Source organism: Frigidibacter sp. RF13 (assembly GCF_026626305.1).
Lineage (GTDB): Bacteria > Pseudomonadota > Alphaproteobacteria > Rhodobacterales > Rhodobacteraceae > TMP-24.
On record NZ_JAPNUE010000006.1, the window covers coordinates 60,627 to 81,373 of the forward strand.

General features: G+C 65.7%; 24 protein-coding genes. 14 read left to right on the plus strand and 10 right to left on the minus strand.

Annotation, left to right across the window (positions count from 1 at the left end):
- Nucleotides 1-54: 54 nt before the first annotated feature.
- Nucleotides 55-1,011: an L-threonylcarbamoyladenylate synthase gene (locus OU426_RS12705; protein ID WP_267634538.1), complete on the plus strand. Its 957-nt coding sequence runs from the start codon at nucleotides 55-57 to the stop codon at nucleotides 1,009-1,011.
- Between the two features lie 117 nt (nucleotides 1,012-1,128).
- Here OU426_RS12705 and OU426_RS12710 read toward each other — a convergent pair whose 3' ends face one another.
- Complete coding sequence (locus OU426_RS12710; protein WP_267634398.1) at nucleotides 1,129-1,683, minus strand: YqgE/AlgH family protein; 555 nt, start codon at nucleotides 1,681-1,683, stop codon at nucleotides 1,129-1,131.
- A 141-nt stretch (nucleotides 1,684-1,824) separates the two neighbouring features.
- Between OU426_RS12710 and OU426_RS12715 the strand changes: the two genes are divergently transcribed.
- The gene (locus OU426_RS12715) at nucleotides 1,825-2,622 is read left to right on the plus strand and encodes a protein-disulfide reductase DsbD domain-containing protein (RefSeq protein ID WP_267634399.1); all 798 of its coding nucleotides are present in this window, start codon (nucleotides 1,825-1,827) and stop codon (nucleotides 2,620-2,622) included.
- 87 nt (nucleotides 2,623-2,709) lie between these two features.
- Here the strand turns inward: OU426_RS12715 and moaB are convergent, their stop codons facing one another.
- Together moaB and OU426_RS12725 are read right to left on the minus strand one after the other, a co-directional pair.
- Nucleotides 2,710-3,252 (minus strand): molybdenum cofactor biosynthesis protein B, encoded by a 543-nt coding sequence (gene moaB / locus OU426_RS12720; RefSeq protein ID WP_267634400.1) that lies wholly within the window; start codon nucleotides 3,250-3,252, stop codon nucleotides 2,710-2,712.
- Nucleotides 3,249-4,061, minus strand: coding sequence for a uracil-DNA glycosylase (locus tag OU426_RS12725; RefSeq protein WP_267634401.1), 813 nt, complete (start codon nucleotides 4,059-4,061; stop codon nucleotides 3,249-3,251). Before OU426_RS12725 ends, moaB begins: the two co-directional genes overlap by 4 nt.
- Before the next feature lie 101 nt (nucleotides 4,062-4,162).
- Here OU426_RS12725 and OU426_RS12730 point away from each other — a divergent pair, with 101 nt between their 5' ends.
- From OU426_RS12730 to OU426_RS12750, 5 genes are read left to right on the plus strand one after another with little or no spacing between them, the layout of a single operon-like run.
- Nucleotides 4,163-5,125 carry an aspartate carbamoyltransferase catalytic subunit gene (locus OU426_RS12730; protein ID WP_267634402.1) on the plus strand — a complete coding sequence of 321 codons (963 nt, stop codon included), beginning with the start codon at nucleotides 4,163-4,165 and terminating at the stop codon, nucleotides 5,123-5,125.
- Entirely contained in the window at nucleotides 5,122-5,574 is a 453-nt protein-coding gene (locus OU426_RS12735; RefSeq protein ID WP_267634403.1) for a hypothetical protein, read from the plus strand. The genes OU426_RS12730 and OU426_RS12735 overlap by 4 nt, the downstream gene beginning before the upstream one ends.
- Nucleotides 5,571-6,845, plus strand: a complete 1,275-nt coding sequence (gene pyrC / locus OU426_RS12740) for a dihydroorotase (protein WP_267634404.1) — start codon at nucleotides 5,571-5,573, stop codon at nucleotides 6,843-6,845. The genes OU426_RS12735 and pyrC overlap by 4 nt, the downstream gene beginning before the upstream one ends.
- Before the next feature lies 1 nt (nucleotide 6,846).
- A complete protein-coding gene (gene plsY / locus OU426_RS12745) occupies nucleotides 6,847-7,452 on the plus strand; it encodes a glycerol-3-phosphate 1-O-acyltransferase PlsY (RefSeq protein WP_267634405.1) in 606 nt (201 codons plus the stop codon).
- Nucleotides 7,449-7,718 carry a hypothetical protein gene (locus OU426_RS12750; RefSeq protein WP_267634406.1) on the plus strand — a complete coding sequence of 90 codons (270 nt, stop codon included), beginning with the start codon at nucleotides 7,449-7,451 and terminating at the stop codon, nucleotides 7,716-7,718. The genes plsY and OU426_RS12750 overlap by 4 nt, the downstream gene beginning before the upstream one ends.
- An 18-nt stretch (nucleotides 7,719-7,736) precedes the next feature.
- Here the strand turns inward: OU426_RS12750 and OU426_RS12755 are convergent, their stop codons facing one another.
- The 4 genes from OU426_RS12755 to OU426_RS12770 all read right to left on the minus strand — a co-directional run bounded on the left by OU426_RS12755 (nucleotide 7,737) and on the right by OU426_RS12770 (nucleotide 11,326).
- A complete protein-coding gene (locus OU426_RS12755; protein WP_267634407.1) occupies nucleotides 7,737-9,083 on the minus strand; it encodes a glutamate--cysteine ligase in 1,347 nt (448 codons plus the stop codon).
- Between the two features lie 121 nt (nucleotides 9,084-9,204).
- Nucleotides 9,205-9,711, minus strand: coding sequence for a hypothetical protein (locus OU426_RS12760; protein WP_267634408.1), 507 nt, complete (start codon nucleotides 9,709-9,711; stop codon nucleotides 9,205-9,207).
- A complete protein-coding gene (locus OU426_RS12765) occupies nucleotides 9,708-10,565 on the minus strand; it encodes a GNAT family N-acetyltransferase (RefSeq protein WP_267634409.1) in 858 nt (285 codons plus the stop codon). Before OU426_RS12765 ends, OU426_RS12760 begins: the two co-directional genes overlap by 4 nt.
- The gene (locus OU426_RS12770; protein ID WP_267634410.1) at nucleotides 10,562-11,326 is read right to left on the minus strand and encodes a 16S rRNA (uracil(1498)-N(3))-methyltransferase; all 765 of its coding nucleotides are present in this window, start codon (nucleotides 11,324-11,326) and stop codon (nucleotides 10,562-10,564) included. The genes OU426_RS12765 and OU426_RS12770 overlap by 4 nt, the downstream gene beginning before the upstream one ends.
- Before the next feature lie 12 nt (nucleotides 11,327-11,338).
- Here OU426_RS12770 and ubiA point away from each other — a divergent pair, with 12 nt between their 5' ends.
- From ubiA to OU426_RS12800, 6 genes are all read left to right on the plus strand, one after another.
- A complete protein-coding gene (gene ubiA / locus OU426_RS12775) occupies nucleotides 11,339-12,313 on the plus strand; it encodes a 4-hydroxybenzoate octaprenyltransferase (protein WP_267634411.1) in 975 nt (324 codons plus the stop codon).
- 43 nt (nucleotides 12,314-12,356) lie between these two features.
- Nucleotides 12,357-14,321, plus strand: a complete 1,965-nt coding sequence (locus OU426_RS12780; RefSeq protein ID WP_267634412.1) for an OmpA family protein — start codon at nucleotides 12,357-12,359, stop codon at nucleotides 14,319-14,321.
- 7 nt (nucleotides 14,322-14,328) lie between these two features.
- The gene (locus OU426_RS12785) at nucleotides 14,329-14,658 is read left to right on the plus strand and encodes a hypothetical protein (RefSeq protein WP_267634413.1); all 330 of its coding nucleotides are present in this window, start codon (nucleotides 14,329-14,331) and stop codon (nucleotides 14,656-14,658) included.
- A complete protein-coding gene (locus tag OU426_RS12790) occupies nucleotides 14,655-15,380 on the plus strand; it encodes a hypothetical protein (RefSeq protein WP_267634414.1) in 726 nt (241 codons plus the stop codon). Before OU426_RS12785 ends, OU426_RS12790 begins: the two co-directional genes overlap by 4 nt.
- A gap of 109 nt (nucleotides 15,381-15,489) precedes the next feature.
- Nucleotides 15,490-15,852, plus strand: coding sequence for a diacylglycerol kinase family protein (locus OU426_RS12795; protein ID WP_267634415.1), 363 nt, complete (start codon nucleotides 15,490-15,492; stop codon nucleotides 15,850-15,852).
- Nucleotides 15,849-16,475 carry a class I SAM-dependent methyltransferase gene (locus tag OU426_RS12800; protein WP_267634416.1) on the plus strand — a complete coding sequence of 209 codons (627 nt, stop codon included), beginning with the start codon at nucleotides 15,849-15,851 and terminating at the stop codon, nucleotides 16,473-16,475. The genes OU426_RS12795 and OU426_RS12800 overlap by 4 nt, the downstream gene beginning before the upstream one ends.
- Nucleotides 16,476-16,532: 57 nt before the next feature.
- Here the strand turns inward: OU426_RS12800 and OU426_RS12805 are convergent, their stop codons facing one another.
- From OU426_RS12805 to pgsA, 3 genes are read right to left on the minus strand one after another with little or no spacing between them, the layout of a single operon-like run.
- Complete coding sequence (locus tag OU426_RS12805; protein WP_267634417.1) at nucleotides 16,533-16,979, minus strand: molybdenum cofactor biosynthesis protein MoaE; 447 nt, start codon at nucleotides 16,977-16,979, stop codon at nucleotides 16,533-16,535.
- Nucleotides 16,980-16,983: 4 nt separating this feature from the next.
- Nucleotides 16,984-17,232 carry a molybdopterin converting factor subunit 1 gene (gene moaD, locus OU426_RS12810; RefSeq protein WP_267634418.1) on the minus strand — a complete coding sequence of 83 codons (249 nt, stop codon included), beginning with the start codon at nucleotides 17,230-17,232 and terminating at the stop codon, nucleotides 16,984-16,986.
- A complete protein-coding gene (gene pgsA, locus OU426_RS12815) occupies nucleotides 17,229-17,894 on the minus strand; it encodes a CDP-diacylglycerol--glycerol-3-phosphate 3-phosphatidyltransferase (protein ID WP_267634419.1) in 666 nt (221 codons plus the stop codon). The genes moaD and pgsA overlap by 4 nt, the downstream gene beginning before the upstream one ends.
- Before the next feature lie 673 nt (nucleotides 17,895-18,567).
- On the opposite strand from pgsA, the gene uvrB reads away from it, so the two are divergent.
- A complete protein-coding gene (gene uvrB / locus OU426_RS12820) occupies nucleotides 18,568-20,745 on the plus strand; it encodes an excinuclease ABC subunit UvrB (RefSeq protein ID WP_267634420.1) in 2,178 nt (725 codons plus the stop codon).
- Nucleotides 20,746-20,747: the final 2 nt, after the last annotated feature.

Sequence of the window (20,747 nt, forward strand, 5' to 3'; positions counted from 1 at the left end):
CACCCATCATTGCCGCTGGGTCAGGCGCCCGCAACCCGCAACGCAGCGTCACGGATCCTCTTGACCGAGCTTCTTCCCCCAACTGCCGAAGGCCTCGGCCACGCCGCCCGCCATCTGGCGGAGGGGCGCCTCGTCGCTTTCCCGACCGAGACGGTCTATGGCCTTGGCGGCGATGCGCGCGACGACCGGGCGGTGGCCTCGATATTCGCGGCCAAGGGGCGGCCCGCCTTCAATCCGCTTATCGTCCATGTGCCCGACATGGCCGCCGCCGCGCGTCTCGCGGTCTTTTCCGATCCGGCGCTGCGGCTGGCTGCGGCTTTCTGGCCCGGCGCCCTGACGCTCGTCCTGCCGATGCGGGACGACAGCGGTCTCTCGCCCCTCGTTTCCGCGGGCCTTCCGAGCGTCGCGATCCGCATGCCCGCCCATCCGGTGGCGGTGGCACTGTTACATTCGTTCGGCGGCCCGGTGGCGGCGCCCTCGGCCAATCCTTCCGGTCGCATCAGCCCGACACGGGCCGAGCATGTACTGGACGGCTTAGCGGGGCGCATCGCGGCGGTACTTGACGGCGGCGCCTGCCCGGTTGGGGTGGAGTCCACCATCATCGGCCTTGAACCGCGCCCCACGCTCCTTCGCCCCGGCGGCATCCCGGTCGAGGCGATCGAGGAGTGTCTCGGCGTGCGGCTTGCGGCGCCCGATCCCGCACCCCTGCGCCCCAACGCCCCCGGCCAACTGTCGAGCCACTATGCGCCCAGCGCCGCGGTCATGCTGGAGGTGACCGCTCCGCGGCCGGACGATGTCTGGATCGGCTTCGGATCACGGACCGGGACCGAAGGCCTCAACCTCTCGCCCTCCGGCGATCTGGTCGAGGCGGCCGCGAACCTCTTTCACTACCTGCGCGAGGCGGACCGCTGCGCCGGATCTGGGGGACGGATCGCCGTTGCGCCCATCCCTGAGAAGGGCCTCGGCCGCGCGATCAACGATCGCCTCCGCCGCGCCGCTGCCCCGCGTTGAAGCCAAATGTCCCGGGCCGCACATCGGACCTTGCGGCCCTCTTCGCTGGGGGGGTGACTGTGCCGGAACGGAGCGAAGTGGGCTGGCAGGCCCGATGAGCGGCCCGTCCTTCGCCCTTCACGCATTGCCCGCCGTCGAAGAGAGCGAAAGAGGATCGACGCCGATCGACCTGAGCGCGGATGTCCATTTTCGCGCATCCGGCAGGCCGAAGATCAACTCCTCTTCGGCGTCGCAGGTCAGCCAGCCATTGTCGCGTATCTCGCCTTCAAGCTGGCCCGGCCCCCAGCCTGCATAGCCAAGCGCCAGCATCGACCTTTCCGGCCCATCGCCTTCGGCGAGCGCCTGAAGGATATCGAGCGTCGCGGTCATGCCGAATCTTCCGTCCACGCGCAGCGTCGAGCCCTCACCCTCGTAATCGCCCGAATGCAGCACGAAGCCGCGCGCATGTTCGACCGGTCCGCCAAAATGAACGCGGATGTCGCGCGACCTGTCGCTGCGCGGAATGCCGAGCTGGTTGAGAAGCGCATCGAAGCGCAGGTCCCGCGCCGGCTTGTTCACGATCAGACCCATCGCCGCCTCGTGCGTGTGGACGCAGAGGAAGACCACGCTATGTTCAAAGCGCGGATCGCCCATGCCCGGCATCGCGATCAAGAGTTTGCCTGTGAGGTCCATGCCTGCTCTCCTCGGCCCGATGATCGCGCTCTCCCGGCACGAATGCAAGCCGGGCGTCCGGGCCGATGACATGGCCTTGACGTGGAAGTGATTTCCCTTGGGCATGGTTCTGCCTATCTAGGGCATATGGAAATTCGGAAGATGCATTCTGTCGTTCTCTTCATCGCCGCCGCCCTTTCCGGCGGCCCTTCGGCTGCGCAGAACCTGCCGGACGATCTGATCCGCGCCGAGATCCTGCCCGGCTGGCAGACCGAGGACGGCACCCGTATGGCGGCGCTACACCTGACCTTCGCGCCGGGCTGGAAGACCTATTGGCGCAGCCCCGGCGAGGCGGGCATTCCGCCGGAATTCGACTGGTCTGCTTCGCAGAATGTCGGATCGGTGCGCCTGCACTGGCCAAGACCGCAGGTCTACGAAATCTCCGGCTACCGGACGCTCGTGTACCCTGATGAGCTCGTCCTTCCGGTCGAGATCATCGCAGCGGCGCCCGGCCAGCCGGTCACACTTTCTGCAAGCGTCAATCTCGGCGTATGCGACGAGATCTGCGTACCGGTGAGCTTCTCGGTCAGCGCCGACCTGTCCGGCACCTCTGCGCCCGACCCGGCGATCCGCGCAGCACTTGCGCAGATGCCGGAGGATGCAGCGCGGCGGGGCCTTGCGGCGGCGCGCTGTACGGCCGAGCCGATCCGCGACGGGATGCGGCTGACAGCCGACATTCCCTTCCCGGCTCCGGCGCAGGACAGCTTTGCGGTGGTGGAGCTTGACGATCGCGCCGTCTGGGTCGCGCCGGTCGAGACCAGGGTGGGCGGGCAGGGGATGGTTCAGGTCTCAGACCTTGTGCCCGCGAATGCGAAGCCCTTCGCGCTCAGCCGGTCTGCGGTGCGGCTGACCGTATTCAGCGGCGGGGATGTCGTGGAGTTCGACGGCTGCAAGGGCTGAGGCCCTACCAAACCTCCTCGTGCACTTCGCTTCTCGTCGGTCGCCCCGCGAGGAGTGCACGCAGTGCGTCGACGAGCCGCCGCCGCGCTATTTCCGCCGCTTGTGCTCGTCTAGACGCGGCATGATCTCGACGAAATTGCAGGGCCGGTGGCGGTAGTCGAGCTGCCACTTCAATATTTCGTCCCAGGCGTCCCGACAGGCGCCGGGACTGCCCGGCAAGGCAAAAAGATAGGTCCCGCCCGCCACACCGCCGGTCGCGCGGCTTTGCACCGCCGATGTGCCGATCTTCTGCATCGAGACCATGGTGAAGACCGTGCCGAAGGCCTCAATCTCTTTCTCATAGACATCGCGATGCGCCTCGACCGTGACGTCGCGGCCGGTGAGCCCAGTTCCGCCGGTCGAGATCACCACGTCGACGCCCGGATCGGCCACCCATTCGCGAAGCTTCGCGGTAATCTCGGCCCGCTCGTCAGGCAGGATCGCGCGATGGGCCAGCAGATGACCGGCAGCGGCCAGCCGCTCGACCAAAGTGTCGCCCGACCGGTCTTCCGCCAGCCCGCGCGTGTCGGATACCGTGAGGACCGCGATCCTGACCGGAATGAAATCCCTGGTTTCGTCAATGCGACTCATGCCTTGTCCCTGAGCCTCGCCTTCACTTCCAAGAGGTCCGCCCAGGCCTCGCGCTTCGCGGCCGGATTGCGGAGCAGATAGGCCGGGTGGGTCATCGGCAGGGTCGGCCGCCCGAAGGCCTCGGTCCATTTGCCCCGCAGTCGCAGGATACCGCGCGTGCCGAGCGCCGCCACACAGGGCGTGTTGCCCATCAGGACGATCAGGTCGGGGTCGGCCAGTTCCACATGCCGCGTCAGGAACGGCAGCATCATCCCGATCTCCTGCGGCTCGGGGTCGCGGTTGCCCGGCGGGCGCCAGGGCAGCACGTTTGTGATGTAAAGGCTCGCCTCGGCATCCGGTCCGGTGCGCGACAGGCCGATCGCCGCAAACATCCGGTCCAGAAGCTGGCCGGCGCGACCCACGAACGGGCGGCCCTCCAGATCCTCGTCGCGGCCCGGCGCCTCGCCGATCACCATAACCCGCGCAGCCGGATTGCCGTCGGCAAAGACGAAATTCCGCGCCCCCTTCTTCAAATCACAGTGGTTGTAGGCCGCCTGCGCCGCCGCCAGCGCCGCAAGGTCCGTGCTTGCATCCGCCGCCCGTCTGGCCGCCGCAACCGTATCGACCTCTTCCGCCGCTGTTGCCGGTAACTCCGTGGTCGGTGCGGCCGAGGAGGGGGGAACATCTCGCACCACCTTCGGCGCCTCAACCGCCAGCGCATAGCGGTTCACTGGCGCCTCGCCGATAGCCTCGTCAACACCAAGCTCCATCTGCCATTCCAGAAGGGCGCGGGCGGCGTGGAAATCCATCTCTGCGGCGTGGCTTTGCATGGCGCCACCCTATGCGCGCGTCGCACTGCGGTAAAGCCGATCCCGGTTGCCCTACGCGCGACCTTTTGCCATAAGCGCCCCACACGAGACGGGAGCCTCCGATGACATTCCGCGCGCGTCACCTTCTGGGCATCGAACATCTGGCCCCGGAGGAGATTCGCACCGTCCTCGACTTGTCCGAGAAATATGTCGACCTGAACCGGCGTACGGTGAAGCAGGCCGATGCGCTGGCCGGGCTGACCCAGATCAACATGTTCTTCGAGAACTCGACCCGCACCCAGGCCTCGTTCGAGCTTGCGGGCAAGCGGCTGGGTGCGGACGTGATGAATATGTCGGTGGCGCATTCGTCGGTGAAGAAGGGCGAGACGCTCATTGACACGGCGATGACGCTGAACGCGATGCACCCGGACCTTCTGGTCGTGCGCCATCCGTCCTCGGGCGCGGTGAACCTGTTGGCGTCGAAGGTGAATTGCGCCGTCCTGAACGCGGGCGACGGGCGGCATGAACACCCCACACAGGCGCTTTTGGACGCGCTGACCATCCGCCGCGCCAAGGGCCGCATCCAGCGGCTGACGGTCGCGATCTGCGGCGACATCGCCCACAGCCGCGTCGCACGGTCGAACCTGATCCTGCTGGGCAAAATGGAAAACCGCGTGCGCCTGATCGCGCCGCCGACCCTTATGCCCTCGGGCGTTCAGGACTTCGGCTGCGAGCTTTACGATGACATGCGCGAAGGGCTGAAGGACGCCGACGTGGTGATGATGCTGCGGCTTCAGAAGGAGCGGATGGACGGCGGTTTCATCCCGTCGGAGCGGGAATATTACCACCGCTATGGGCTGGATGCCGAGAAACTGGCGTTCGCGAAGGAAGATGCCATCGTAATGCACCCCGGCCCGATGAACCGCGGGGTGGAGATCGACGGCGAGATCGCCGACGACATCAACCGGTCGGTCATTCAGGAGCAGGTGGAGATGGGTGTCGCCGTCCGCATGGCCTGCATGGACCTGCTGGCGCGGAACCTGCGCGCCGAACGGGGCGCGAAGGCAGTGGGGGTGATGGTGTGAGCGACGTTGATTGGGGGCCCTGGCTACAGCCTGACGAGCGCATCGTTTGGCAAGGCAGAAAAGAGAACCGTTCGACCGCGCTCGGTGCGCTGGGCGTGCTGGCGCTCTTCGTCGCCCTTCCCTACTTCAACGATGGGTCTGAGCGTGTGCAACTCGCCGTCAAAGCCGCGCCGTGGATTGTCGTCTTCATTATCGCAAGCCTTCTCTATATGGCTTTTCATCAAGCTTACTACGCCATTACTCAGCACCGCGCGTTGCTGCTTTCCACTGCGCCATGGCGGAAGCCAAGACTTGAAAGCATCCGTCTTGCGGAAGCGGAAGCCGTGAAGCACCCAAGGACGCCGCTGATTTTCTTGCATCGCCAAACGCGGAAGCCGGTTGTTCAGATGTGGCTTGGCCAGACGGAAGCCGACCATGTCTTGTCAATCATCAAGAGCGGCAGCCCATGACCCTCCACCTCCAGAACGCCCGCCTGATCGACCCCGAGAGCCTGACGGAGACCGAAGGTTCCCTGACCGTCGAGAACGGCCAGATCACCGCCTTGAACGGTCCCGGCCTCAAGGGCGCGCAGGTCATCGACTGTGGCGGTAAATGCCTCGCCCCTGGCATCGTCGACATCGGGGTCAAGGTCGGCGAACCGGGCGAGCGGCACAAGGAGAGCTTCCGCTCTGCTGCGCTGGCCGCCGCTGCCGGGGGCGTTACGACCATCATCACCCGTCCCGACACAAATCCGGCAATCGACACACCCGAGGCGCTTGAATTCGTCAACCGCCGCGCGGCGGAGGCCTCGCCGGTGCGCATCCGCCAAATGGCTGCCCTTACCAAGGGGCGGCAGGGGCGCGAGATGACCGAGATCGGGTTTCTGCTCGACGCCGGTGCCGTGTCCTTTACCGACTGCGACCATGTGGTCAGCGACACCAAGGTCCTCAGCCGCGCCATGACCTATGCGAAATCGCTGGGCGCTCTCATCATCGGCCATCCGCAAGACCCGGGCCTGTCGGCCGGGTCGGCGGCGACCAGCGGAAAATTTGCGAGCCTGCGCGGCCTGCCCGGCGTCTCGCCCATGGCCGAGCGCATGGGGCTTGACCGCGACCTGTCGCTGATCGAGATGACGGGCGCGCGCTATCACTTCGACCAGATCACCGTGGCCCGTGCCCTGCCGCCGCTGGAGCGGGCCAAGAAGAACGGGCTTGATGTGACGGCGGGGACCTCGATCCATCATCTGACGCTGAACGAGTTTGATGTGGGCGATTATCGGACCTTCTTCAAGGTCAAGCCGCCCTTGCGGTCCGAGGATGACCGGCTGGCCATTGTCGAGGCGGTGGCCTCGGGGCTGATCGACATCATCTCCTCGATGCACACGCCGCAGGATGAAGAGAGTAAGCGCCTGCCCTATGAGGAGGCCGCAAGCGGTGCCGTGGCGCTCGAAACCTTCCTGCCCGCCGCGCTGCGGCTCTATCACGCCGGGCAGCTGACCCTGCCGCAGCTGTTCCGCGCCATGGCGCTTAATCCGGCGAAGCGCCTTGGCCTGCCGCAGGGGCGGCTTTCGGTCGGCGCGCCCGCCGATCTGGTGCTGTTCGATCCCGACGCGCCCTTCGTTCTCGACCGCTTCACGCTGAGGTCAAAATCGAAGAACACACCCTTTGACGGGGCACGGATGGAAGGTAAGGTTCTTGCCACTTTCGTGGGCGGCAAGCAGGTCTTCGGGACGGGAGCGTAACATGCCTTTGGTCACCTCGGGCGCAGGTCTTCTGATCCTTGCAGCGGCGCTCGGCTATCTGCTGGGCTCGATCCCCTTCGGGGTTCTGGTGACGAAGGCGCTGGGCCTTGGCGACCTCAGGAAGATCGGTTCGGGCAACATCGGCGCGACCAATGTGCTGAGGACCGGGAACAAGGCGGCGGCACTTGCGACACTTCTTCTCGACGGTGGCAAGGGCGCGGCGGCGGTGTTGATTGCGCGGGCGCTCGCGGCGGAGGATGCGGCGCAGGTCGCGGGCGGGGCGTCCTTCCTTGGCCATCTCTTCCCTGTGTGGCTGGGGTTCCGGGGCGGCAAGGGGGTGGCCACCTTCCTCGGCACGCTTCTGGCGCTTGCCTGGCCGGTGGGCCTGGCCGCTTGCGCGACCTGGCTTGCGACGGCGATCCTCAGCCGTATCTCCTCGCTTTCGGCCCTCGTCGCGGCAGCGCTCGCTGCGGTCTGGGCCGGGTTCCTTGGCCATTCCGAGATGATCTGGCTGACGGTCGCGCTCGCGACGCTCGTCTTCTGGAAACACCTGCCGAACATCGAACGGATCAAGGCCGGGACCGAACCGCGGATCGGCAGCAAGTGACCGACCCGTTCCGGGAGGCGCTCGGTCGCATTCCGGACGGCTACAGCGAGGGGCTCTACGAAGGGCGCCGCTGGCGGGTGGAGAAGACACGTCATTCCGGCGGCCGGAGCCTGAAGTTTTATGCGCGGGAGCTGGGCGGCTCAGATTTCGTTAGCCTCAACCTCTATCACCTTGCCGGGGGCGATCTGCTGAAACCGTGCGAAATGCCGGAGGCGAAGGTGCGGGCCTTCATCCTAGGCTTTAAGCCCGACCGGATCGCGCCGTAGACGGCGCGACGGGCATCCTCAAAGCGCCGCAGCCGAATAGATCTGTGTCAGATCGCTCTGCCAGTCGCCACGGTAAAGGTCGAGCCAGCGGTCCGCCTGCACCTTGCCGGTCCTGAGGCTTTCCATCAGCGGCGCCAGATGCACCTCCTCGCCCAACCCGCGCGCCGCTAGACCCGCATGCGACAGGCCCACCGCCGCGCGCGCCAGATCGTGGAGCTTCACGCCGCCTGCCTCGCCCTGAAGTGCCGAGACGGAAGCCGCCACACGCAATTCCTCGCGCGTTTCCGCGTCCAGCCCCTTCACAAGGTCCCAGGCAGCATCAAGCGCGGTCTGGTCATACATCAGCCCGACCCAGAAGGCGGGCAGCGCTACGATATGGGCGGCATCGCCCACATCCGCGCCGCGCATCTCGATGAATTTCTTGACCCGCGCCTCGGGGAAAACGGTGGTCATATGATCGGCCCAGTCTGAAAGCGTGGGCTTTTCGCCGGGCAGGGCGGGCAGTTCGCCCTTGAGGAAATCGCGGAAGGACTGGCCGCGCGCATCCACATAATGCCCGTCGCGATAGACGAAATACATCGGCACATCGAGCACCCAGTCGACATAGCGCTGATATCCCATTCCTTCGTCGAAGGCGAAAGGCAGCATGCCGGTACGCGAATCATCGAGGCTGCGCCAGATGCGCGAGCGCCAGCTGCGGTGGCCGTTCTCTATGCCTTCGAAGAAGGGGGACGAGGCGAAAAGCGCGGTCGCGACCGGCTGCAGCGCCAGAGCCACGCGCAGCTTCTTCACCATGTCGGCCTCGGACGAAAAGTCGAGGTTCACCTGTACTGTGCAGGTCCGGTACATCATCTGGGTGCCATGTGTGCCGACTCGGCCCATGTAATCGGTCATCAGCCGGTAGCGACCCTTCGGCATCATCGGCATGTCTTCATGCCGCCAGACAGGCGCCGCACCGACGCCGAAATGCGCGATGCCCAGCGGTCCGGCAACCGTTTTCACTTCCGCCAGATGCGCCTCAAGCTCTGCCCGCACGTCATGGACCGAACCCAGCGGCGCGCCGGAAAGTTCGAACTGCCCGCCGGGTTCCAGGCTTACGTTGGCGCCATTCTTCGTCAGGCCGATGACCTTGTCCTGTTCCATGACCGGTGCCCAGCCGAACCGGTCGCGCAACCCCTCCAGCAGCGCGCGGATTGACCGCGGGCCCTCATAGGGCACCGGCTGGAGCGTATCGGTGAGGTAGCCGAATTTTTCATGCTCGGTCCCGATCCGCCAAGCCTCGCGCGGCTTCTCGCCCGCGGCCATATAGTCGGCCAGCTGTTCGAACCGTTCGATCGGGCCGCCGCCGGACTGGGGTATGGACATGACAGCCTCGACCTTCTGGCAATACAGGGACGGCTAGAGGTGTCGTCCCGCGCCGCCTAAGTCAAGAGCATCCCGAGAGGATCGTCTGTGCGATAATATGACATTTCGTGATCCGTTTCCGTCAGACTTGCGATGGTGGGCGGCGCCATAGCGGCAGGGTTTCGGTGCCGCGCGCAAGTGCTGCCGAAAGTGCAGCCATGTCGAGGCCCGGCAGCGAGGCGAAAGCATCATGCAGCCGCTCTGCACCCTTCGCATCAACGGGGATCGTCAGAACCTCGCCGGTGGTGGCGCGCAGGCGCCAGTGCAGTTTGCCGTGAAAGGACGTCAGCCGAATCTCCGTCAGATCCGCCAGCGCCAGATAACCGCCGAAGTTCGGGCCGAGATAGCCGACCTGCCCCTCGTCGACCTCGACCATCCCGGGTGCGGCCACCGGCCGCAGGAAGGCAAGCCGCCGGATCGCGACCAGCGCCCAGAGAGCGCCGAGTGCCAGAGTGACGAGCCCGAGCGGCGCAAGTACATAGCCGCCGCGCGACAGAAGCCAGAGGCCAATGAGCGCGACGGCGAGGGCCATCAGCGCCTCCGACCAGCGGTTCAGACGTGCGGCAAGATCGGGCCGGATCAGGCTCATGCGGCAATCCTCGCGGGTGTGGACAGAAGCAGCATGGTCATTTCGCCCGTGGGTTCGAACCCGATGGCGCGGTAGGCGCGCGCAGCGCCCTCGCTTGCGGCGAACAGCACCGCGCGGCGAATGCCCCGCCCGTGCAGCTCCTCAAGATGCAGCGCCACGGCGGCACGGGCAAAACCCCGACCCCGAAGCGCGGGCGGCGTATAGACACCGCCGATCTGGACGATCCTTTCAAGGGCAGCATTCACGCCCGTCATCGCCACGGGCGTTCCATCCTGTAGCAGCAAACGGTGACTGCCGCGTGCGACATACTCGTCGATATCCGCGGCCGCCGTTTCGTCGGCCTTCGCCGGGTCAAGTCCAAGAATTTCAACATGATAGGCGCCCCGCCAGCCGATGAGGAGCGCACGATCCTTATGGCACAGGGGGGCTAGCGTCAGCCCGGTCCTGTCGGGCATCCGCAGCCGATTAAGGTCGAGCGCAAAACCCGGCTCATCAGTGAAACGCTGACGGGCGGCACGGTCGAACCCGAGACTCGCCGCCAGCGGATGCGCCCAGTCCTTGCGGCCGATCAGTCCCGAAACCGCTTCTCCGGCTAGCAGGGGCCGCAGTGCTGCGACATCCGCCGATGAGAGATCGGGGATCACCGGAAACAGCATGCCGGTCGCGCTATGCCCAAGAGCGCCCGTGATCGATTCTCCAACCCGGCGGATCAGGAACCGCGTGCGATAGCGCCCGGCCTCGCCCCTCTGCCCCGCCCGGAGGTTCGACAGGGGAAACATCGCCCAGTCGATGTACGCCTCAAGGAAAGAGGCGATCTTGCCGGAGTCATTCTGCCGGGCCGTACACCATGTCACGCCCAGTCCCCCCGCCAGTCGCCAACGTGCGCCTGCCAAAGCGTGAGGAAGGCAAGAGCCGCCGTTTCGGCACGGAGGATGCGCGGGCCGAGCGCGACCGGCGTTACGAAGGGCAGCGCGCGCAGGCGCTCGCGTTCCGCCGGTGAAAAGCCACCCTCGGGGCCGACCAGCAGGGCCGCAGGCCCCGGCGGCATACCCGCGAAAAGCGCCGCAGGCGACGATGAGCGGCCTGGACCCTCGCCGTCGGTGGTGGCCTCATCGGCCCAGAACAGACGGCGGGCGCGGTCCCAGCCCGCCAGCAGTTTCGACAGGGGCTGCAGGTCGCCGACCTCGGGCAGCCACAGCGCTTCGCATTGCTCGGCTGCTTCGCGGACATGGGCCTCGGCCTTGTCTCGGCGCAGCCGCTCGGCATTGGTGAAATCGGTCTGTACCGGCAAGAGCCGCGCTGCACCCAGTTCCACGGCCTTTTCGACGATGAAATCGGTGCGCGCCTTCTTCACCGGCGCGAACAGCAGCCAGACATCTGGCGGCGCGGCCTGCGCGCGCGTCCGCTCGACGCATTCGGCCGACCCGCCACGCTTGCCTGCTGGCGCGACCCGCGCCAGCCATTCGCCGTCACGCCCGTTGAACAGCAGCACTTCCGCCCCGGGTGCGAGCCGCATCACCCCGAAAAGGTAATGCGCCTGCGCCTCGCTGAGCGGCACAGATTGCCCCACCCCGAGGCTCTGGTCTACACAGAGTCTGATCTTTGCACCTGCCATGAGGCCGAACTTATGTCCCCGACCGATCCTTTGCCAGAGGGCGCGCAACCGGCGGGAAGTGTCGCTGACGCGGTGCGCGGCAACTGGGTCGACCGTTGGGCGCCCGAACCGGCGCGGCCCTACCTGCGGCTCTCGCGCGCCGACCGGCCGATCGGAACATGGCTTCTCCTTCTGCCTTGCTGGTGGGGCGTCGCGCTGGCTGCGCTTAGCGACGGTTGGCGCCTCTGGGATCTGTGGATCGCAGGCGGTTGTGCTGTCGGTGCCTGGTTAATGCGAGGCGCGGGCTGTACCTGGAACGACATCACCGACCGTGAGTTCGACGCCTCGGTCGCGCGCACCCGATCCCGCCCGATCCCCTCGGGGCAGGTGAGCGTGAAACAGGCACTTGTCTGGATGTTTGCGCAGATGGCTTTCGCGGGTCTGGTCGTGCTGACCTACAATTGGGCGACGATCCTCCTCGCCGTTTCCTCGCTCGGCCTCGTTGCCATCTATCCCTATGCCAAGCGCTTTACCTGGTGGCCGCAACTCTTCCTCGGCCTCGCCTTCAACTGGGGCGTGATCGTAGCCTTCGCCGCCCATGCGGGATGGCCTGGCGCTTCTGCGTTGCTTCTCTATGCCGCCGGAATCGCCTGGACGCTCTTCTACGACACGATCTATGCCCATCAGGACAAGGAGGATGACGTGCTGATCGGGGTGAAGTCCACCGCGCGGCTCTTCGGCGCCGCGACCGGGCGTTGGCTGGCGTTCTTCCTCGTGCTGACCGTCCTTCTGATGAGCGCCTCGGTTCTCATGGCTCTGTTGCCTCAGGAAAAGCCGCTGAAACTCGTCCTAGCGCTCATCGCTCCATGGGCGATGGGCTGGCACCTCTTTTGGCAGATGAATCGGCTCGACATTTCGGATCCAGACAATTGCATGCGCATCTTCCGCTCCAACCGCGACGCGGGCCTCGTCGCTGCGCTGTTTCTTGCCATTGCGGCCTTCCTTTGATTGATCCGGGCCGCGCGCGCCCCTAAAGGAGGTGGCGAGAGTGATGCAGGTGCGCCGCGTGAAGATCCGCCTTCCCCAGACCTTTCCAGCCCAGGCGATCGGCCCCAGCGTCTTTGCCGTGGCAGCGCTTCTGTGCTTCCTGCTCTCGATCTGGACGGTCGATGCGATCGAGCGGTTCTCAAGGCTTGGTGTGCGGCGCGTTGTGCATGAGGCGGGCCTCTCCTGGGTGAATGTCGATGCCGACGGGTTGCAGCTGATTCTCTCCGGCACCGCGCCGACCGAGGCGCTGAGGTTCCGCGCCCTGTCGGTCGCGGGCGAGACCGTCGATTCGTCTCGGCTGGTCGATTCGATGACGGTGGCGGCGCAAGCGGAACTGGCCGCGCCCGAATTCAATATCGAAATACTCCGCAATGACGACGGACTCTCGCTGATTGGGCTGGCGCCCGCGACGCTCGCGCGTGACGGGCTCGTCGCCGATCTCGGTGCGCTGGCGGGTGAGGGAGAAGTTACCGACATGCTGGAGACCGCGGATCATCCGGTGCCTGAAGGATGGGATTCTGCCTTGCGCTTTGCGCTCGATGCCTTGAAATCGCTGCCGCGCTCGAAGATATCGGTCACGCCCGGCAAGGTTGCGGTAACCGCGATCGGCGACAGCGCCGAAGAGAAGCGCCAGATCGAAAGCCGCTTGCGCAAGGCGGCCCCGTCCGGTCTTGCGCTTGCGCTGTCAATCTCTGCGCCGCGTCCGGTGATCGCGCCCTTCACCCTGCGCTTCCTGATTGAGGACGGCCAGGCACGCTTCGATGCCTGCTCTGCCGACAATGACAAGTCGCGCCGCCGAATCCTTCAGGCGGCCCTCGACGCCGGCGCGAAGCGCACCGAAGGCTGCACCATCGGCCTCGGCATGCCGACACCTGATTGGGACGATGCGGTGATCCAGGGGATCCGGGCGGTGAAGAAACTCGGCTCGGGCTCGATCACCTTTTCGGACACCAGTGTCGCGCTACTTGCCGGGCCAGAGGTACCGCAGTCGACGTTCGATTCGGTGACGGGCGATCTGGAATCGAACCTGCCGCGGGTCTTCACCCTGACTGCTGCGCAGACCGCGGCACCCGTGGCGGGCGAGGTCGGGGTCGAGTTTTCAGCGGTGCTCGACGACGAGGGCAAGGTTGCACTGGAAGGGAGGCTTCGCGACGAACTGTCGAGGGATGCGGTCGAAAGCTATGCCCGCAGCCGGTTCGGGGCGGCCAATGTCTATGGCGCGGCGCGGATCGACCCCGATCTGCCGGCAGGCTGGCCGGAGCGGGTGCTCGTCTCGCTTGAGGCTCTGGCCGAACTGCATGACGGCAAGGTCGTGGTGCAGGAGGGCGATATCGCCATTGAGGGTCGCACCGGCGACAAGGATGCCTCTGGCCGGGTCTCGCGGCTTCTGTCCTCTAAACTCGGGGCGACGGGGCGCTACCGGATCGCGGTCCGCTACGATGATGGCCTCGACCCCACCGCAGGCCTGCCGACCGATCAGGAATGCGTGGACCGTGTGAATTCGATCCTTGCCGAGAAGCAGATCGTCTTCGAACCGGGCTCCGCGACCATCGTTCCCGGGGCCAAGCCGACCCTCGATCGCGTCGCAGATGCCATGAAGGACTGTGCGGATTACCCCATCGAAGTCGGCGGCCATACCGACAGCCAGGGGCGCGAAGAGATGAACATGGCGCTCTCAGAGCAGCGTGCGCGCGCCGTGATCGTTGCGCTTCAGGCGCGGCGCATCCTGACGGGCAATCTGACGCCGCAGGGCTATGGGGAAACCCAGCCGGTCATGGCCAACGATACCGAGGAAAACCGCGAGAAGAACCGGCGGATCGAGTTCCGCCTTCTGACACCCGCGCTAGACGAACTTGCGGCGGAAGAGGGCTCGGCTGAGGGCGAGGCGGCAATTGTCGTGCAATCGCCTGATGACAAGACCCTCCGCCCGAAGAAACGGCCCGACACAATCGGCAAGCAGGAGCCCTGAGAGACACATGGGACGCACCGAATTCATCATCGCGATGAGCATCGTTCTCTTCATCGCCTTCGGGCTCGGCTGGTTCGCCTCTTGGCTTGTCCATCGCCTGACGCGGGTTACCCAGGCCGAGATCAGCGATCTCGATTCGATGGCGCGCAGCCTGCACGACGCCGAAGAGGCGCGCGACGAGGCGATCACCTATTTCCAGCAGCGCGAACGCGACCTGACCAACCAGCTGTCGCAGACCGAGGCGGAACTGCGAGCGGCGATGGATGGCTTGCGTGATGCCCGCGCCGAAGGCGAGGAACTGCGCGCCTATATCGAGCGGATGAACGCGCGTGGATGAGCAGGCCCGTACGCCCGGGGCTGGCTGAGGGCGCCCGGCGCCTGCGCCTGACCTGCGTCGCGCTGTGCCTCGTGCTTGCACTCGCCGCACTGATCCTGATTGTCGGCACGACCCCCGCCATCCGCGCGTTCGCCCTCGGGCTGGCGTTACCGGGCGCCGGTTTCTGGCGGCGGTGGTCTTCTGGTTCGGGGCAGGCAACGCGCTGGCGCCGCCGCTGGTCTGGCTCGCAAGCGCCCTCACGGCGGCCGGGACCGCCCCGGCGCTGGTCCATGCGCCGCCGCTCTGGCTTTCTGTGCTGCGCTTCCTTGTTTGCCCAGCTGGAGGCGGAATGCCCGGCGGTGGACGGCCAGAGTTGGCACCGGCCACGCGCTTCGGTCTTCGCGCATTTCAGCGAACTCATGGCGCGGCTCAATCCGGGCGGCGGCTACCGCGCGCTTTTCACCGACGGAGGATTGCCAGCCGGGCCGCGCCTCGACCTTGCCGCACACGGCCAGATCATTGTCACCGAGGCCCGTATCGAAGGGCGAGGCCTGCGCCTCTCGCTTTCCCCAGGGCGGGCGCCCGTCCGCGTCGACCTGCCGTTCTCAGGTTTCCACCCCGGCGCCCGGCTGCGCTGGACGGGCGCAACCGAAGGCGGCGCGCAGGCAGGTCTTGATGGGTGCTTCCGTCTGCCGCTTGAGATCGGGGAACCGATTGCCCTGACGTTGGAGGAAGGTGCGTGATCTGCTGCGTCGCCCTTGCCGCCCTGATCGCCGCGCCGCTCGGCTGGCTGAGCGGGCGTGCAACCCGCGCCGCGCGGGCTGTCGGCTGGCGGGCAGAGGAGCGGCCCTTATGACCGGCTTTTTGCGGGATCGGCTCAGAAGCGTCGGCTTCGCGCTTGCCGGCCTCGCCTTCGTGCTCAGGACCCAGCACAACGCTTGGGTTCACCTTATGGCGGCGGCGGTCGTCGTGATCCTTGGGTTTTTTGTCGGGCTCGATCGCGCGGACTGGCTTTGGATCGTGACGGCGATCGCGCTCGTCTGGTTCGCGGAAGTGATGAACACCGGCTTCGAATATCTCTGCGACGTGGTGCAACCCGGATTTTCGGACGTGGTTCGGAAGGCAAAGGACATCGCGGCAGGCGCGGTTCTGATCACGTCGGTGTATGCGGTTATCGTCGCGGCGTTGACCTTTGGCCCGCATCTCAGCGGATGAGCGGCGGGGCGGCACCCCGCCGTGCCCGCGCCCGGGCGGCGCTGCTGGCACAATTGCCCGCCGGGTCGGTCGGGGCCGAGATCGGCGTCTGGCAGGGCGACTTCAGCGCACAGATTCTCGAAAGGGTTCGCCCCGCGCTGCTGTTCCTCGTCGATCCCTGGCGGTTCCGGCCGGATCGCTGGATGCCGACCTTCGGGACGGGAATGCTCGTGAACAGCCGGGCCGAGGTTCTGGCCGCCGGCGGGCCGCAGCGGCACCTCGACCGGCTCCACGATCAGGTCGTCGGGCGTTTCGCCGCGCGGTCCGATGTGGTCATCGTCCGGGCCCCGGGTGCGGCCTTCTTCGCGCGCTGCCGCGCGCAGAGCCTGAGCCTCGACTGGGTCTATGTCGATGGCGATCATAGCTATGAGGGCGCTTTGGCAGACATCGCCGGGGCGTGGGAAACCGTACGGCCCGGCGGGTTGATCACCGGTGACGATCTCGGCTTTTCCGATCTCGCCGAGGGCGGGCGGAAAACGGTGAAGGCGGCGGTCGGAGATTTCCTAGCGATCCGGCCCAAGGCGCGGTCGGCATTCTTCCGCGAGGGCGGGCAGTGGGGGTTCGTTCGTACGGATGAACCTTAGCCGCCGCAGGCCCGGGGGCGGCCCGACGAGAGCGCGAAGCGCTTCGAGGAGGTCGCCCTACCAGCGGGTCAGCGCCGCCTCATCCTCGTCCTTCGCGGCCACCCAGGCCGCGCCGTCCGCGCCATATTCCTTCTTCCAGAAAGGGGCGCGGGATTTCAGGTAATCCATCAGGAACTCGGCCGCTTCGAAGGCCGCCTGTCGGTGCCGCGAGGCGGTGGCGACCATCATGATCGGCTCGCCGGGTCTCAGGCTGCCGTGGCGGTGCAGGACAAGGCAGGCCGACAGCGGCCAGCGCCCGGCAGCCTCGCCAGCGATCTTATCGAGCGCGCTTTCGGTCATACCGGGATAATGCTCTATCTCCATCCGGGTTAGCCGCCCGCCATCGTCGCGAACCAAACCAAGGAAGGTGACAACCGCGCCCGCGCCCTCGGTACGCGCTGCGAAGGCCGCGCATTCGGCGCCATAATCGAACGGTTCGGCCTGAACGCGGATGTCGCGGACCATCCTCTCAGCCCCCGGTCATCGGCGGGAAGAAGGCCACCTCTCGCACACCCGACAGCGGTGCGGTGAAATCGGCAAGCTCCTGATCCACTGCCACGCGCAGGGCCCGCAGGTCGGCGAAAGCCGCCTGATAGCGGTCCTCGCGAGCCTTCAGTTCCTCGATCAGATCCATCACTGTCTCGGCACGAGTTTCCACCCGCTCGCGCGGCAGGCCGATCCGTTCGCGGACCCAGGCGAAATAGAGAAGGTCGATCATTTATCGTCTTTCAGGAGCGGCATCGCCTTCCTGAAATAGTCCCATCCGGTCAGGAATGTAAGGACCGCAGCAAGCCAAAGAAGCACGATCCCGGCATCGTTGGCGACCGAGGCGCAGTCACGCCGCCCGCAGGCCCGGACCGGGTCGGCAATCCCCGCCGTCACGGCATCAGCATATTGTTCGGGCGTCATGCCCTTCATCGCCACACCGTTAAGATACTCAAGGCCGGTGCCGAGGAAGAGAACCGCGATCGCCACCATCTGGGTGGTGGTCTTCCATTTGGCGAGGTTGGTGACCTTCAGCGTCCCCGCCGCCGCGCCGAGATATTCCCGAAGGCCCGAGACGAAGACCTCGCGGAAGAGGATCACGGTCGCGGGCAGGATCAGCCAGGGGTTCATGCCGTTGTAGCCCGTGAGGATCATGATCGCGATCACCACCATCGCCTTGTCGGCGATCGGGTCGAGCATGGCACCGAACTTCGACTCCTGCCGCCAGAGCCGCGCGAGATAGCCATCGAAATAATCGGTGATCGCGGCGCCGACGAATAGCGTCAGCGCGAACCAGTCCGCCCAGGGCCGGTGGAAATAGAGAAACATCACCGCAACGCCCGGGGCGGCGAACAGGCGAAGCACGGTCAGGATATTCGGGATGTTCCAGCTCATGCCGGCACCCTAGCGAAGGAGTTGCGATCCGGGAAGGGGGGCAGGTGCCGCTGATCCAATTGGGCATCGGCGGCCAGGGCTCTTAACTGACACCCCGGCAAGATCCTGCGGTGGCGCGCGCGCCGACTGGCGACTGCTGGTCGCGCCGACTTCGATCAACGCGGCAGCAATTACTGAGATCGCCCAGGAACCGGTCGAGCGTGGACACGTAGCCAGCAATATTTGCGGGAAATCTCGACGCCAGTCGCGGGGCAGGGAGGCCAGATCCGCCGATCACCGCGTGGACCGCCGTCCGTCCGGACTTTCTTGACGTTCGCACGCGGGGTAGGTGCGCTATTGCGAAGAAAGTGGACTGCCAGTCAATTCAGGTGCGGTGGGGGAGTAGGTGCGAATGACCGGCAGTCCGGCTTGGGTGTGATCAAGGTACGATATCGCAGGGGTAAAAACAACTATAAATTGTATTCTTGAATTAAATATCTCTTTGGGCATATGTCTCTGCAGAGTGCGCTGCGCCTTGCGGTTACACCGGATTTACTACGACATCAGGCGAGCCGTAACCTTCTGACGGTTTCCGGTTGGGGGCGCAGGCGGGGCCCGCCGACAGATTTGCTGACCACCCCTTGCACCAGAACAAAAACGGATCAAATCTGAGGGGCTGCGAAGGAATCGCCCCATGCCCCATAACAACACCAACGCCCCCACCGCGCGACCGGAGGTGCTGACCCGGCCCAAACTTGAAGGCGGGCGGCGGTTCGTGATGAAGACCGACTTTCAGGCGGCCGGCGACCAGCCCACCGCCATCGCCGAACTCAGCCAGGGCGTCCTCGCAGGCGACCGCGACCAGGTGCTCCTCGGCGCCACCGGCACCGGCAAGACCTTCACCATGGCCAAGGTCATCGAGGAAACCCAGCGCCCGGCGATCATCCTCGCCCCCAACAAGACCCTCGCCGCCCAGCTTTACGGCGAGTTCAAGGGCTTCTTCCCCGACAACGCCGTCGAATATTTCGTCAGCTACTACGACTACTACCAGCCCGAGGCCTATGTCGCCCGCACCGACACCTACATAGAAAAAGAATCCCAGATCAACGAACAGATCGACCGGATGCGCCACTCGGCCACCCGGGCGCTTCTGGAACGCGACGATGTGATCATCGTCGCCTCCGTCTCCTGCATCTACGGCATCGGCTCGGTCGAAACCTATTCGGCCATGACCCAGGACATGGCGGTCGGGCAACTCTACGACCAACGCAAGTTCCTCTCCGAACTCGTCGCCCAGCAATACCGCCGTCAGGACGCCGCCTTTCAGCGCGGCTCGTTCCGGGTCAAGGGCGATACCGTCGACCTCTGGCCCGCCCACCTCGAAGACCGCGCCTGGCGGTTCTCCTTCTTCGGCGAAGAACTCGAAGGAATCACCGAATTTGACCCTTTAACTGGCTCAAAAACCGATACATTCGAAAAAATCAGAATTTACGCAAATTCGCACTATGTCACCCCCCGACCGACGCTGCAGCAGGCCATCAAGGGCATCCGCGTGGAACTCGCCCAGCGCCTCAAGCAACTCCAGGACGAGGGCAAACTCCTCGAAGCCCAGCGTCTCGAACAGCGCTGCAACTTCGACCTCGAGATGCTAGAGGCCACCGGCTCCTGCGCCGGGATCGAGAATTATTCCCGCTACCTCACCGGCCGCGCGCCGGGCGAACCACCCCCCACGCTTTTCGAATTCATCCCCGACCATGCGATCGTCTTCGCGGATGAAAGCCACGTCTCCGTCCCCCAGATCGGCGGCATGTACCGGGGCGACTTCCGCCGCAAGTTCACGCTCGCCGAACACGGCTTCCGCCTCCCTTCCTGCATGGATAACCGCCCCTTGAAGTTCGAGGAATGGGACGCGATGCGTCCGCAATCCGTCTTCGTCTCGGCCACCCCGGCGGCATGGGAGATGGAACAGGCCGGCGGCGTCTTCACCGAACAGGTCATCCGCCCCACCGGCCTACTCGACCCCCCCGTCGAAATCCGCCCCGTCTCGATGCAGGTCGACGACCTTCTCGACGAGGTCTGGAAAGTGGCCGCAAACGGCATGCGCGTCCTCGTCACCACGCTGACGAAACGCATGGCCGAGGATCTGACCGAATACCTGCACGAACAGGGCATCCGCGTACGCTACATGCATAGCGACATCGACACGATCGAACGGATCGAGATCCTGCGCGACCTCCGCCTCGGCGCCTTCGACGTGCTGGTGGGCATCAACCTTCTGCGCGAAGGGCTCGATATCCCCGAATGCGGGCTCGTGGCCATTCTGGATGCCGACAAGGAAGGGTTCCTGCGCTCGGAAACTTCCCTCATCCAGACCATCGGCCGCGCCGCAAGGAACGCCGAGGGCCGCGTCATCATGTATGCCGACCGCGTGACCGGCTCGATGGAACGCGCCATCGCCGAAACCAACCGGCGGCGCGAGAAGCAGGAGGCTTACAACATCACCCACGGCATCACGCCAACGACGGTCAGGAAGAATGTCGAGGATGTGCTCGCGGGCCTCTGGCAGGGCGACACCGACATGTCGCGCGTGACCGCCAAGGTCGAAAAATCCATGGTCGGCCAAAACCTCGCCGCCCACCTCGACGCGCTGCGCACCCAGATGCGCAAGGCGGCGGAGAACCTGGAATTCGAGGAAGCCGCAAGGCTTCGGGACGAGGTCAAGCGGCTGGAGGCGGTGGAACTGACCGTCGCCGACGATCCCCTCGCGCGCCAGTCAGCGGTCGAGGAGGCCGTGGACGAGGCGGTGAAGGCCAGGGGGAGGAGCACGGCGGGCCGGGCCGGGCAGAGGGGTGGGAAGAGGCGGAGGGGGTGAGG

What these genes read in the sequence shown, in the direction of transcription:
- OU426_RS12710 (WP_267634398.1), bottom strand. Translation starts at nt 1,683, where the DNA reads ATGGACCTCACAGGCAAACTCTTGATCGCGATGCCGGGCATGGGCGAT.
- OU426_RS12715 (WP_267634399.1), top strand. Translation starts at nt 1,825, where the DNA reads ATGCATTCTGTCGTTCTCTTCATCGCCGCCGCCCTTTCCGGCGGCCCT.
- moaB (WP_267634400.1), bottom strand. Translation starts at nt 3,252, where the DNA reads ATGAGTCGCATTGACGAAACCAGGGATTTCATTCCGGTCAGGATCGCG.
- OU426_RS12725 (WP_267634401.1), bottom strand. Translation starts at nt 4,061, where the DNA reads ATGCAAAGCCACGCCGCAGAGATGGATTTCCACGCCGCCCGCGCCCTT.
- OU426_RS12730 (WP_267634402.1), top strand. Translation starts at nt 4,163, where the DNA reads ATGACATTCCGCGCGCGTCACCTTCTGGGCATCGAACATCTGGCCCCG.
- pyrC (WP_267634404.1), top strand. Translation starts at nt 5,571, where the DNA reads ATGACCCTCCACCTCCAGAACGCCCGCCTGATCGACCCCGAGAGCCTG.
- plsY (WP_267634405.1), top strand. Translation starts at nt 6,847, where the DNA reads ATGCCTTTGGTCACCTCGGGCGCAGGTCTTCTGATCCTTGCAGCGGCG.
- OU426_RS12755 (WP_267634407.1), bottom strand. Translation starts at nt 9,083, where the DNA reads ATGTCCATACCCCAGTCCGGCGGCGGCCCGATCGAACGGTTCGAACAG.
- OU426_RS12760 (WP_267634408.1), bottom strand. Translation starts at nt 9,711, where the DNA reads ATGAGCCTGATCCGGCCCGATCTTGCCGCACGTCTGAACCGCTGGTCG.
- OU426_RS12770 (WP_267634410.1), bottom strand. Translation starts at nt 11,326, where the DNA reads ATGGCAGGTGCAAAGATCAGACTCTGTGTAGACCAGAGCCTCGGGGTG.
- ubiA (WP_267634411.1), top strand. Translation starts at nt 11,339, where the DNA reads ATGTCCCCGACCGATCCTTTGCCAGAGGGCGCGCAACCGGCGGGAAGT.
- OU426_RS12780 (WP_267634412.1), top strand. Translation starts at nt 12,357, where the DNA reads ATGCAGGTGCGCCGCGTGAAGATCCGCCTTCCCCAGACCTTTCCAGCC.
- OU426_RS12785 (WP_267634413.1), top strand. Translation starts at nt 14,329, where the DNA reads ATGGGACGCACCGAATTCATCATCGCGATGAGCATCGTTCTCTTCATC.
- OU426_RS12790 (WP_267634414.1), top strand. Translation starts at nt 14,655, where the DNA reads ATGAGCAGGCCCGTACGCCCGGGGCTGGCTGAGGGCGCCCGGCGCCTG.
- OU426_RS12795 (WP_267634415.1), top strand. Translation starts at nt 15,490, where the DNA reads ATGACCGGCTTTTTGCGGGATCGGCTCAGAAGCGTCGGCTTCGCGCTT.
- OU426_RS12800 (WP_267634416.1), top strand. Translation starts at nt 15,849, where the DNA reads ATGAGCGGCGGGGCGGCACCCCGCCGTGCCCGCGCCCGGGCGGCGCTG.
- OU426_RS12805 (WP_267634417.1), bottom strand. Translation starts at nt 16,979, where the DNA reads ATGGTCCGCGACATCCGCGTTCAGGCCGAACCGTTCGATTATGGCGCC.
- moaD (WP_267634418.1), bottom strand. Translation starts at nt 17,232, where the DNA reads ATGATCGACCTTCTCTATTTCGCCTGGGTCCGCGAACGGATCGGCCTG.
- pgsA (WP_267634419.1), bottom strand. Translation starts at nt 17,894, where the DNA reads ATGAGCTGGAACATCCCGAATATCCTGACCGTGCTTCGCCTGTTCGCC.
- uvrB (WP_267634420.1), top strand. Translation starts at nt 18,568, where the DNA reads ATGCCCCATAACAACACCAACGCCCCCACCGCGCGACCGGAGGTGCTG.